Source organism: Microbacterium sp. H6, from assembly GCF_003314775.1.
Classification (GTDB): domain Bacteria; phylum Actinomycetota; class Actinomycetes; order Actinomycetales; family Microbacteriaceae; genus Microbacterium; species Microbacterium oxydans.
In genome coordinates this window covers 653-12,097 of the sequence record NZ_QOAY01000182.1, presented here as the reverse complement: position 1 = coordinate 12,097, position 11,445 = coordinate 653, and the positions used below count along the sequence as shown (strand labels likewise).

The following is an 11,445-nucleotide window of genomic DNA, read 5'->3' as shown; positions in this document are numbered from 1 at the left end:
CAGGGGCATGCCCGTGATCGTGACCGTGGTCGCTCTCCTCGCCGAGCGGGAGGGTGCACGACCAGATCGCACCGGCCAGGGTGACGACGGCGGCTGTGCACGCGAACCACACCGACTCGGGGCTGATGTAGAGGGTGAGGCGTCCGGTGAGACCGAGACCGAGGGTGACGACCGAGATCACGGCGGCCAGCCCCACACCCAGCCAGCGGGTGCCGAGAGCGCGAACGCGCGCTGCGGTCGGCGAAGACAGCGCCACGCGCTCAGACAGTGCCACGTGCTCAGACAAGGACGTTCACCCCGATCCCGATGGCGAAGGCCGCGGCGAGCACGATGCCGACGATCCCGACGAGCGTGCGGCCCGTGAAGGTCGTGCGCATGAGCGCGAGCATCTTGATGTCGACGAGCGGCCCGACGAGCAGGAAGGCCACGATCGCGCCGGACGAGAACGTCGACGCGAACGACAGCGCGAAGAAGGCGTCGACATTCGAGCAGATGGCCACCGTCATCGCGAGGGCCATCATCGCGACGATCGACAGCACCGGGTTGGAGCCGATCGCCAGCAGCCACTCCCGCGGGATGAGCACCTGCACGGCTCCGGCGAGCGCCGAGCCGATCACGAGCGCGGGCATCACGGCGCGCAGCTCGATGAGGAACTGCGTGAGGCTGCGGCGCACAGGGGTGCCCGGTTCGTGGGTCACCCGGTCGCAGGTGTCGACGAAAAGCTGCGTGAGCATGCCGTCGGGGTCGGGGTGGCGGCTGTAGATCCAGCCGATCAGGTTGGCGATCAGGTAGCCGCCGACCAGGCGGGCGACGAGGATGCCGCCGTCCCAGCCGAACGCCGCGTGCGTGGTGAGGATCACGATCGGGTTCACGATCGGTGCGGCGATGAGGAATGTCATCGCCTCCGCCGGCGCGAGGCCGCGCATCATGAGTCCACGGGCGAAAGGAACGTTGCCGCACTCGCACACCGGGATCAGCATGCCGAGCAGCGACAGCACCGCACGACGGGCCCACGCGCGTTTCGGCAGCCAGCGGTGGATGACGTCGGCAGGAAGCCAGACCTGCACCACGATCGACAGCAGCACACCGAGGATCACGAACGGCAGGGCTTCGATGAGCACGCTCAGCGCGAGCGTGAGGCCGTCCTGCGCGCGGGTGGGCAGTGAGGCGGGGAACAGCTTCGGCAGGAAGGCATCGATCAGGAACAGGGCGGCGATGATGGCCGCGCCGAGGCCGACGCCGATCCATGCCGATCGTGGCGAGGGTGACGGGCGATGGGAGTGGCCGTGACGGGTCGCCGTTGCTGCCGAGAAGCTCACGCGGACGCGGCCCTCTCGGCATCGCGCTTGTTCGCGCACGGAGTGCACAGTCCGAAGATGTCGACCACGTGCGCGGCCTCGGTGAATCCGTGCAGGGCAGCCGTGCGGTGCGCCCACTGCTCGACGTCCTTGGCCTCGATCTCGACGGTCAGACCGCAGGACCGGCAGATCAGGTGGTGGTGGTGGCCCTGCGTGGTGCATGCCCGGTAGAGCGCCTCACCCTCGGGGCTCTGCAGCGAGTCGGCGTCTCCGGAGGCGGCGAGCCCGGCGAGGGCGCGATAGACCGTGGCCAGGCCGATGCCGGTGTTGTCATCGCGCAGCGAGGCGTGCAGGCTCTGCGCGCTCACGAATCCGCGCGCGTCGGCGAGTGCTTCGCGCACGCGTTCGCGCTGCCAGGTGTTCCGCTGAGCCATAAGAAGAGTCTAGGCCGCGGCGATCAGCGGGGGCTGGGAGTGGATCTCAGGCCTGGACCCGGCGAACCCTGGCACGCGAGCGCTGCACGATCCAGCAGATCACGTAGATCGTGAACGACAGCGTCGTGATGTAGGGACTCACGGGCAGCGTTCCGGCGAGGGCGAGCAGGATGCCGCCGACCGCGGAGACGAACCCGAACAGCGCAGCCAGCAACGGCACCGCGATGGGGCCGGCCGTGACGCGCATCGCGGCGGCGGCCGGCGTGACCAGCAGTGCCATCACGAGGAGCGCGCCGATGATGTGCACGCTCACGGCGACGATCAGGCCGAGCAGCACCATGAACAGCAGACTCACGGCGCGGGTCGGCACCCCGCGGGCGGCGGCCGATTCCGGGTCGAGCGAGTCGAAGCGCAGCGGGTTCCACATCACCAGCAGCCCGATGAGCACGACCATGCTGATGCCGATCAGCCACCCGAGGTCGGGGCTCGAGACCGAGACGATCTGCCCCGTCAACAGGCTGAAGCGGTTGGCGCTGCGGCCGTCGTAGAGCGACAGGAACAGGATTCCGAGACCGAGACCGAACGGCATGAGCACACCGACGATCGAGTTGCGGTCCCTGGCCTTGGCCCCGAGCACGCCGATCAGGATCGCGGCGACGAGGGCACCGCCGAGGGATCCGGCCACCACACTGCCGCCGAAGAGCAGGGCCGCCGCCGCCCCCGCGAAGGAGAGCTCGCTCACGCCGTGCACGGCGAAGGCCAGGTCGCGCTGCATCACGAAGACGCCGATCAGGCCGCCCACGATCCCGAGCACGGCTCCCGCGATGATCGAGTTCGCGAGCAGGGCGACGAGCTCGCCGTAGTCCTGGAAGGAGAAGATGTCATCCCAGCCGACCATGGGCGCGATGGCTGCCGCCGCGTTCATGCCGCTCCCCCGTGCGCGTGATCACCGTGATCGTGGTGAGGCTCCGCGTCCGGCACGCCCACGACGACCAGACGATCTCCGGCGCGGAGCACGAACACCGGGGTGCCGTAGAGGTCGGTGAGCACGCGGGTCTGCAGCACCTCGTCGGGGGTTCCCAGCAGGAACCGCCCGCCGGCGATGTAGAGGATGCGGTCGACCCGGCCCAGGATCGGGTTGATGTCGTGGGTGACGAACAGCACCGCCGCCTCGCGCTCACGGCGCTGTCGGTCGATGATGTCGGTCACGGCGACCTGGTTGGCGAGGTCGAGGTTCGACAGCGGCTCGTCGCACAGCAGGAGTGCGGGCTCGTCGGCGAGGGCCTGGCCGACCCGGAGCCGCTGCTGTTCGCCGCCCGAGAGCAGTCCGACGCGGCGATCCGCGAAGTGGGAGGCACCGACCGCGTCGAGCAGTCGGTCGACCTTCGCCCGGTCGCCGCGGTGCGGGATGGGAAAGCCGAAGCGGCTGCCCTGCACCCCGAGGGCGACCAGGTCGCGGGCCCGCATGCTCGTGTCGGGGGCGAGATTCCGCTGCTGGGGGATGTACCCGATGCGGGAGTTGCCCCGATGGACGGGTTCACCCGCCACGCGGATCGTGCCGGATGACAGCGGCTGCAGGCCGAGGATGCTGCGCAGGAGCGTGGTCTTGCCCGATCCGGAAGGACCGAGCACGGCGATGAACTCCCCCGGTTCGACCGTGAGATCGAGGCCGGACCACAGCTCGCGATCCCCACGGTGCAGGGACGCGTCGGATATCTGGAGTACCGGCTTCTCGCGCTGAAGGGCGCCGCTCACGGCTGGACGGCGGCGGCGAGGCTCTTGATCGCGTCACTCATCCACTCAGAGTACGACGATCCGTCCTCGAGCAGCTCCGTGAAGGCGACGACCGGAACCCCGGCGTCCTTCGCCGCGGTCTCGACGCGCTGGGTCTCGGACCCACCGGTCTGGGCGTTCGTCAGCAGCGCGGTGACCTGTCCGCTGTCGATCACGTTCAGCGCCTCGAGCAGCACGGCGGGCGCGACGTCAGTGCCCTCTTCGACCGACTCGGCGAAGCCCTCCGGGGTGATGTCGGTGAATCCGGCGGCGGCCGCGAGGTAGCCGGGCAGCGGTTCTGTGATGAAGACGTTGACGTTCGGCGCCTCCGCCTTGAGGGTCGCGAGCTCGGTCTCGAAGCCCTCGAGGTCGGCGGTGAGCGTGGCGGCGTTGGCGGCGAACTCCTTCGCGCCGTCGGGGTCGAGCTCGGTCAGTTCATCGGCGATGGCCTCGACGACATGGATCATCGTGTGCGGGTCGAACCACACGTGCTCGTTGAAGCCCTCGATGTGGTCGTGCCCCTCGTGGCCGTCCTCGCCCTCGGCGTGATCGTGGTCGGCCTCGTCCGTGTGTCCCTCGTCGTCATGCCCCTCGTTGCCGGGGAAGTCGTGCGAGTACTCGACGGCCGTCACCACGTGCGGGTCCTTCGCATCCTGCAGCAGCGTGTCGATGAAGGGGTCATAGCCGCCACCGTTCTCGATCACGAGGTCGGCCTTCTGCACCGTCAGCCGGTCGCGGGCGGTCGTCTCGTACGCATGGGGATCCTGCGACGCCGAGGTGATGATCGACTGCACGTCGACGCGGTCTCCACCGATGGTCGACGCGATGTCGCCGTAGACGTTCGTGCTCGCCACGACGGTGATCGTGCCGTCGTCACCCTCTCCCGCCGAGGGTGTGGAGCATCCGGCCAGCGTGAGTGCGGCGACGGATGCGAGGGTGAGGGCGAGGACGGGCTTCTTCATGCTCTCACTCTAAACGCTAATGAGAACCATTATCAAATCGCCCTCGGCCGCTCGGTCACCCACGGCCGAAACGGAGACGACCCGACGTCCGCGCGGCGTGTCAGTGCTCGACACCCCGCGCGGGGCGCGGATCATCTCCGTTTCGGCAAAGGGGCGGAAGCTCAGCCGAGCAGACCGGCCGGTGCGATCCAGGCCGTGGCCTCCCCGGGGAGTGCAGAGCCGTCGAGCGGGGCGCTCGCGAGCACGACATCCGCGGCCGCATCCCCGAGGTCGAACGGCTCCGTGCCGAAGTTCGACACGACCTTCCATCCGTTCGGCCGGGTGAAGCGCAGCACGTCGGCACGTCCGGTGTCGATCCACTCCAGGGTCTCCCCCGTCTGCAGCAGGTGCCGGAGGCGCAGGGCCTCGCGGTACAGCGACAGCGTCGACGCCGGATCGGCGGCCTCCACGTCGACCGCGTACTCCGCGAACCACTCGGGCTGCGGCAGGTGCGCGCCCTCGGCGCCGAAGCCGTACGAGGAGCCGGCCGCCGTCCAGGGAAGGGGCACACGGCATCCGTCACGGCCGAGCCCGTCGAACTCCGCACCGCGGAAGAACCCGGGGTCCTGACGCTGTTCCGGCGCGATCTGCGCCACTTCGTGCAGGCCGAGCTCTTCACCCTGATAGAGGTACGTGCTGCCGGGAAGGCCGAGCAGCAGCAGGGTCGCGGCGTGTGCCCTGCGGAGTCCGCCCTCGCGGTCGAGGCCGTCCGCCGGACCGCCGGCCTTGACCCACTCCGTGCCCTGCTTGACCGGTCGTCCGTTCAGGGCCGGGAGGCCGTAGCGCGTGGCATGACGGGTGACGTCGTGGTTCGACAGCACCCAGGTGGTCGACGATCCGGTCTCCTGCGCCTGCTGCAGGTTGTCGGCGATGATGCTCCGGAACTGCCGCGCGTCGAAGTCGGCCACGAGCAGGTCGAAGTTGAACGCCTGGCCGAGTCCTTCCGCCGAGGCGTACTTCGCACGGCGCTCCGGGGTGTCCACCCACGCCTCCGCCACCGCCGTGCGCGGCGGGTCGTACTCGTTGAAGACCGCGCGCCACTCGGCATAGATCTCGTGCACGTCGTCGCGGTCGACCATCGGGTGCGTGCCCGAGGTGCGGTCCATCGCGTCGAGCTCGGCGCGCGAGGGAAGCGGCTCGCTGAGGTCCTTCGTGAGCATGTGGGCGACGTCGATGCGGAACCCGTCCACGCCGCGGTCCGACCAGAAGCGCAGGGTCTTCAGGAAGTCGGCACGCACCTCGGGGTGGTCCCAGTTCAGGTCGGGCTGCTCCACGGCGAAGTTGTGCAGGTACCACTGCCCGTCCGCCACGCGCTCCCACGCGCTGCCGCCGAACACGGATTCCCAGTCGGTCGGCGGCTCGGAGCCGTCGGGACCGGTGCCCTCACGGAAGATGTAGCGCTCGCGCGCGGCCGACCCGCGTCCGGCGGCGAGCGCCTCCTGGAACCACTCGTGCTGGTCGGAGGAGTGGTTCGGGACGATGTCGACGATCACGCGGATGCCGCGGGAGTGCAGCGCCTCGACCATGTCGTCGAAGTCGTCGAGCGTGCCGAGCCGCGGGTCGACGTCGCGGTAGTCGGCCACGTCGTATCCGCCGTCGGCGAGTGCGGACGGGTAGAACGGGCTGAGCCATACCGCATCGATGCCGAGGCCCTGGAGGTAGTCGGCCCGGGAGACGATGCCGGGGATGTCGCCGATGCCGTCGCCGTTCGCATCGGCGAAGCTGCGCGGGTAGATCTGGTAGACGGCGGCCTGACGCCACCAGGCGGCGTCTTCGGCGGTGCGGGTCTCGACGAGAAGCGCGTCGGTCATGAGGGGAGAACTCCTTCTCTCTTGCGGTGGTCGTGCGGTGTCAGCCCTTGACGGCGCCCTGCGTGACGCCCTCCATGACCCACCGCTGCGTGAACAGGTAGGCCACGATCGCGGGGGCCATCGCCATCAGGTACGAGGCGAAGGCGACGTTGTAGTTGTTGCTGAACTGGTTCTGGAAGAGGTTCTGCCGAACGGGGAGCGTCTGCAGCGCGGGGTCGGCGATGATGAGCGACGGCATCATGAAGTCGTTCCAGGCGTACAGGAACGCGAAGATGCCGACGGTTGCGCTCATCGGGGCGAGCAGCGGGAAGATCAGCTTCCAGAAGGTCTGCCAGGTGGTGGCTCCATCGATGCGCGCGCTCTCCTCCAGCTCGATCGGGATCGACCGCAGGAACGCCGTGAACAGCAGCACGCTGAAGCTCAGCTGGAACATGGTGGCGAGGATGATCACGCCGAACGGGTTGTCGAGTCCGACGCGTCCGGTGAGCTGGATCTGCGGCAGGGCCACGACCGGGAACGGGATGAACATCGCCGCGAGCAGGTAGAAGAACGAGTAGCGGAACAGCCGTCGGTCCCAGTTGCGCACGATGGCGTAGGAGGCGAAGGCCGCCAGCACGATGGTCGCGATCACGGTGCCCGCCGTGACGAGCAGGGAGATGCCCGCGCCGACCGGGAACTTCGTGAGCGTCCAGGCTTCGACGAAGCCGTCGATGCTGAACGGCGCCGGGAGAGAGAAGGCGTTGCCGTCGACCGCCTGTCCTGTGGTCTTGAATGCCATCGAGATGGTCACGTACAGCGGAAGGAGCACGGTGACGGCGCACAGGATCAGGATGATCGTGCCCGACCAGTTCACGCGCTCCATGCGGATGCGCGGCTTCTTCCCTGAGGTGGGGATCGTGGTGAGTGTCTGCGTCGACATCAGAGTGCGTTCCTTCCGCGCGTCAGCGACAGCTGGAGGAGGGAGATGAGCACGGCGACGATGAAGAAGATGGTCGCGTTGGCCATCTGGTAGGCGTAGTCGCCGCCGTTGAAGCCCGCGATGATCGTCATCGCGACGCTGCGGGTCGATGTGCCCGGCCCGCCGTTGGTGAGACCGACGATGATGTCGTAGGCGTTCAGGAAGCCCTTGAACCCGAGGATCACGTTGATCACCACGTATCCCGCGACGAGCGGCAACGTGATGCGGGTGAGCTGCTGCGTCTTGCTGGCGCCGTCGATGCTCGCCGCCTCGTACACCTCGCCGGGGACAGAGAGCAGGCCGGCGATGTAGATCAGCAGGGTGCCGGGCACGGCCTGCCAGGCGGTGACGATGACGATCGCGATCCAGGCGAGGTCGGGGTTGGCCAGCAGACTGGTCTCGAGCCACGGGATGCCCGCTGCTGCTCCCGCCGCCGGGATCGAGTTGGAGAACAGGAAGTTGAAGACGTAGGCGATGATGATCCCCGAGATCACCATCGGGATCACGAAGATGGTGCGCAGGCCCGTCTTGAAGCGGATGCGCGAGGTGAGTCCGACGGCCAGCAGGAAGGCGATCACGTTCACGACGATCACCGTGGCGATCGAGAAACCAAACGTGAACAGGTAGCTCTGCAGGATCGAGGGATCGCTGAACAGCGCGATGTAGTTGGTCAGTCCGTTGAAGCTCCACTCCCCGATGCCGATCGAGTCGGTGAAGCTGAAGAAGATGCCGATGACCCCCGGCACCGTGATCGCGAGGGTGAAGATCACGAGCGTCGGCAGCAGGAACAGGTAGTAGATCGGCTCGACGCGGCGCGTGTGGCGTCGCAGCTTCCGGTCGCCACCCGTGACGATGACGGTCGTGCTGTCGGAAGCAGAGGGAGTTGTCGTGGTGCTCATGATGCGCCCTCCTCGCCGGCGGCGTTGTCCTGGGTCGACGGGATCGGCGCCCGGAAGGCGATGCGTGCCCAGTCGGCGTCCATGGTGCGCAGGATCGAGGTCGGAGAAGCCCCGAGTACCATCGCCTGCGCGTAGTTCATCATCGGAAGCGTCTTGGGCACGAGCACGGACGGGCCCTGATAGATCTGCCCGTTGTCGTAGTACTCGACCATCCCCTCGACCCGGGGGTCGTCGGGGGCGGAAGCGCCCTTCGTAGGCGTGAAGCCGAGCTGCGAGGCGTTGTACTCCTCGATGTTCTGCGGCTCGTAGAGGAACTCGAGGAAGTCGCGGGCGGCCTCCTGATGGCGCGACCCCTCGGGGATCATCGCGGCGAGGTCCATGTTCACGCGCACCCCGAGGTCGGCCGGGTCGTTCGTCATCGGCAGCGGGAAGGTGCCCAGCCGCAGGTCGGGTGCGGTCTTCGCGATCTCGCTGAACGCCCACGGACCCTGCAGGTACATCGCGGCCTCGCCCTTGCCGAAGGCCAGGTTGCCGTCGCCGTAGCCACGGCTCGGGGCATCCGCGTTGGTGTAGTCGTTCGCGAGCTGCAGCATCCTGTCCATCGGCTCGGCGAAGTCCTTCGAGAACGAGACCTCGGAGTCGGAACCGACGTCGGCACCCTCGTCCGCGAGCGCATCGAAGAAGTCGATCACGTCGACCGAGCCGCCTGCGGTGTAGTCGTACCAGCCCTGGCCCACGGTCCAGTCGTCCTTGAACGTGCCGTAGAACGGGTCGATGCCCGCCGCCTTCAGCTGCTCGCACACCGCAAGCAGCTCGTCCCACGTCGTCGGCACCTCGAGGCCCTGAGCGTCGAAGATCTCCTTGTTGTAGATGACGGAGGCGGCCATCACCGAGTACGGCAGGGCGCTGGTGCGGCCCTCGCAGGAGCCGTACTGGTCCATGAGCGGCTGCAGGTCATCGCGGATGCCCGCAGCGGCGTCGGTCTCGGAGAGATCGGTGAGCGCGCACCGCTGCACGAAACGGGCGATCTCGTAGTTGTAGTTGGCGAGCATGACGTCTGGCGGGTTGCCCCGCACGAAGCTCGCCGAGACGACGTCGACGCCCGAGGTGTCGATCTCGACCTTCACGTCGCTCTGCGAGGAGTTGTACTCGGCGACGAGGGCGGTCATGAACTCGATCGCCTCGCGCTTGCTGAAGGTGAAGCGGATGGTCTCCGCTCCCGAGCCGGGGGCGCATCCCGCGAGCGCCGTGCCGACCAGGGTGACCCCCAGGGCCGCGGCCACCGCTCGCGCCGCGCGTGTTCGTGTGCCAGACACCGTCGTCCTTCCATCCCGTAGATCCGTGCACTAAATCTAGTGAGCGAATTTACTGTGTCGAACGGTACTCTCTCATTGGACGAGAGGAAGGTCAAGCGCCGTGGCAGATGTCTCCGCAGGCTTGGGCACCGGTCGAGCGAGCGTGAGCGCCGTGCTCGACTTCGCCTGGACGGCTGGCGAGTTCACCGCGTCCGAGGCCATGGCCGGCACCTCGCTGACCCGCTCGACCGCCATCGACGCGATCGACACCCTGGTCGGCGCGGAGATCCTCCGTGAACTCCCCAACGCCCGCGCCGCCGGCACCTACCGCGCAGGGCGACCCTCTCGCCGCTTCGTGCTGCCCGCCGACCTGGGCGTCGTGATCGGCGTCGATGCGGGCGACACCCACCTCGCCGTGACCGTGGCCGACCTGCTCGACGAGACGCTCGTGCACCACCGGGTGGAGTTCGATCCGACGCAGACGGTCTCCGAGCGGCGCGCGACGATCCTCGGGCGCTTCGGCGATGCGCTCACCGAAGCCGGGGTCGCGCGCGAGCAGGTGCTCGCCGTGTGCGTCGGGGTTGCGGCACCGGTGAACCGCGACGGCATCTCGCCCCCGCACCCGGAAGGCTTCTGGGAGCGCACGAACCCCGGGCTCGCCGAGGCACTGGAGGACTGGGCACCCGTCGTGCAGATCAAGAACGACGCCCAGCTCGCCGCGATCGCCGAAGGGGCCGAGGGAGCCGCGATCGGATGCCGCGACTACGTCGCCCTGCTCGCGAGCGAGCGCTTCGGCGGCGGCGTGGTGGTCGACGGGCACGTGCTGCACGGCGCGCACGGCGGTGTCGGCGAGGGCGTCGTGTTCGACCACATCGTGGGTGTCGGCTCGGCGTTCGGCCTGCGCTATGCCGTGCAGGACCAGGTGCGCGCGGCAGTCGAATCCGGTGAGATCTCGCACGACAGCGCCGTCGGACGCCTCGTCGGCACACGTCGCATCGACCCTCGACTCGTGCTGACCCTCGCCGCGTCGGGCGACCGGGACGCGGTGCTGATCACCTCCCGCGTCGGGGCCACCGTGGCCCGCGTCGTCGGTGTGCTCGGCAGCATGTACGACCCGGCTCGCGTCATCGTGTGCGGAGCGGTCGCCGAGAGCATCGAGCCCGTGCTGACCGCGGCCCGCCGCATCCTCCCCCAGGAGCTGCACCTGCCCGCTCCGGAGATCCTCGCGTCGACACTCGGCGCGGAGGTCGTCTCACGCGGGGCCGTGGCGACCGCCCGACGCGCGGCCAGGGAGCACGCGGTGCCGCGGTTGGCGGAGGAACGTCTGCGCCACAGTGCGTGATCGGGCGGTCACGTGCGTGACACGGGTCAGTCCACCAGCAGCGCGGGCTCCTCGAGGATCGAGGCGACGTCGGCGATGAAGCGGCTCATGCCGTCGCCGTCGATCACGCGGTGGTCGAACGATCCGGCCACCGTGGTCACCCAACGGGGGCGCACCTCGCCGTCGACGACCCACGGCTTCTGACTGATGGTGCCCATCGCCACGATGCCGGCCTCGCCGGGGTTGATGATCGGGGTTCCGGCATCCATCCCGAACACACCGATGTTCGTGATCGTGATCGTGCCGCCCTGCTGATCGGCCGGCGGGGTCTTGCCGTCGCGGGCCGTGAGCGTGAGACGGTTCAGCGCCCGCGCCAGCTCCTTCATGCTCAGGTCCTGCGCGTCCTTGATGTTGGGCACGAGCAGGCCGCGCGGGGTGGCGGCGGCGATACCGAGGTTCACGTAGTGGCGGACGGCGATCTCGGCTCCGGACTCGGTCTCGATCCAGGCGGCGTTGACCATCGGGGTGCGACGGGCGGCCCAGATCACGGCGCGGGCCATGATGAGCAGTGGCGAGACCTTGATGTCGGCGTAGTCGGGCGAGGCCTTGAGGCGCTTGACGAGATCCATCGTGCGGGTGGCGTCGATCTCCTTCC

At 68.6% G+C, this 11,445-nt stretch carries 11 protein-coding genes and 1 pseudogene; 1 reads left to right on the top strand and 11 read right to left on the bottom strand.

All coding sequences use genetic code 11. The annotated features are described in order from the left end of the window. From DSP71_RS11625 to DSP71_RS11580, 10 genes and pseudogenes are all read right to left on the bottom strand, one after another. Positions 1-274: pseudogene (locus DSP71_RS11625) on the bottom strand (hypothetical protein); the annotation flags it as partial. 4 nt (positions 275-278) lie between these two features. After that, positions 279-1,319, bottom strand: coding sequence for a permease (locus DSP71_RS11620; protein WP_179515718.1), 1,041 nt, complete (start codon positions 1,317-1,319; stop codon positions 279-281). Continuing rightward, positions 1,316-1,732: a Fur family transcriptional regulator gene (locus tag DSP71_RS11615; protein ID WP_045263847.1), complete on the bottom strand. Its 417-nt coding sequence runs from the start codon at positions 1,730-1,732 to the stop codon at positions 1,316-1,318. The genes DSP71_RS11620 and DSP71_RS11615 overlap by 4 nt, the downstream gene beginning before the upstream one ends. Before the next feature lie 46 nt (positions 1,733-1,778). Next, complete coding sequence (locus DSP71_RS11610; RefSeq protein ID WP_371861830.1) at positions 1,779-2,657, bottom strand: metal ABC transporter permease; 879 nt, start codon at positions 2,655-2,657, stop codon at positions 1,779-1,781. Continuing rightward, positions 2,654-3,487 carry a metal ABC transporter ATP-binding protein gene (locus DSP71_RS11605; RefSeq protein ID WP_058632986.1) on the bottom strand — a complete coding sequence of 278 codons (834 nt, stop codon included), beginning with the start codon at positions 3,485-3,487 and terminating at the stop codon, positions 2,654-2,656. The genes DSP71_RS11610 and DSP71_RS11605 overlap by 4 nt, the downstream gene beginning before the upstream one ends. Continuing rightward, on the bottom strand, positions 3,484-4,467 hold the full coding sequence (locus tag DSP71_RS11600) for a metal ABC transporter solute-binding protein, Zn/Mn family (protein WP_113681158.1): 984 nt from the start codon (positions 4,465-4,467) through the stop codon (positions 3,484-3,486). Before DSP71_RS11600 ends, DSP71_RS11605 begins: the two co-directional genes overlap by 4 nt. 161 nt (positions 4,468-4,628) lie before the next feature. Then, on the bottom strand, positions 4,629-6,317 hold the full coding sequence (locus DSP71_RS11595) for a glycoside hydrolase family 13 protein (RefSeq protein ID WP_113681157.1): 1,689 nt from the start codon (positions 6,315-6,317) through the stop codon (positions 4,629-4,631). A 40-nt stretch (positions 6,318-6,357) separates the two neighbouring features. Beyond that, positions 6,358-7,236, bottom strand: coding sequence for a carbohydrate ABC transporter permease (locus tag DSP71_RS11590; protein WP_046748628.1), 879 nt, complete (start codon positions 7,234-7,236; stop codon positions 6,358-6,360). Then, entirely contained in the window at positions 7,236-8,174 is a 939-nt protein-coding gene (locus DSP71_RS11585) for a carbohydrate ABC transporter permease (protein WP_058632982.1), read from the bottom strand. The genes DSP71_RS11590 and DSP71_RS11585 overlap by 1 nt, the downstream gene beginning before the upstream one ends. Next, positions 8,171-9,490 (bottom strand): ABC transporter substrate-binding protein, encoded by a 1,320-nt coding sequence (locus DSP71_RS11580; RefSeq protein WP_113681156.1) that lies wholly within the window; start codon positions 9,488-9,490, stop codon positions 8,171-8,173. The genes DSP71_RS11585 and DSP71_RS11580 overlap by 4 nt, the downstream gene beginning before the upstream one ends. A 100-nt stretch (positions 9,491-9,590) precedes the next feature. On the opposite strand from DSP71_RS11580, the gene DSP71_RS11575 reads away from it, so the two are divergent. Next, positions 9,591-10,811, top strand: a complete 1,221-nt coding sequence (locus DSP71_RS11575; RefSeq protein ID WP_113681155.1) for an ROK family protein — start codon at positions 9,591-9,593, stop codon at positions 10,809-10,811. A gap of 26 nt (positions 10,812-10,837) precedes the next feature. Here the strand turns inward: DSP71_RS11575 and DSP71_RS11570 are convergent. Next, positions 10,838-11,445: 2-oxo acid dehydrogenase subunit E2 (locus DSP71_RS11570; RefSeq protein ID WP_258546393.1), on the bottom strand; the 608-nt coding region annotated here is incomplete at its 5' end.

What these genes read in the sequence shown, in the direction of transcription:
- DSP71_RS11610 (WP_371861830.1), bottom strand. Translation starts at nt 2,657, where the DNA reads ATGAACGCGGCGGCAGCCATCGCGCCCATGGTCGGCTGGGATGACATC.
- DSP71_RS11600 (WP_113681158.1), bottom strand. Translation starts at nt 4,467, where the DNA reads ATGAAGAAGCCCGTCCTCGCCCTCACCCTCGCATCCGTCGCCGCACTC.
- DSP71_RS11595 (WP_113681157.1), bottom strand. Translation starts at nt 6,317, where the DNA reads ATGACCGACGCGCTTCTCGTCGAGACCCGCACCGCCGAAGACGCCGCC.
- DSP71_RS11585 (WP_058632982.1), bottom strand. Translation starts at nt 8,174, where the DNA reads ATGAGCACCACGACAACTCCCTCTGCTTCCGACAGCACGACCGTCATC.
- DSP71_RS11590 (WP_046748628.1), bottom strand. Translation starts at nt 7,236, where the DNA reads ATGTCGACGCAGACACTCACCACGATCCCCACCTCAGGGAAGAAGCCG.
- DSP71_RS11615 (WP_045263847.1), bottom strand. Translation starts at nt 1,732, where the DNA reads ATGGCTCAGCGGAACACCTGGCAGCGCGAACGCGTGCGCGAAGCACTC.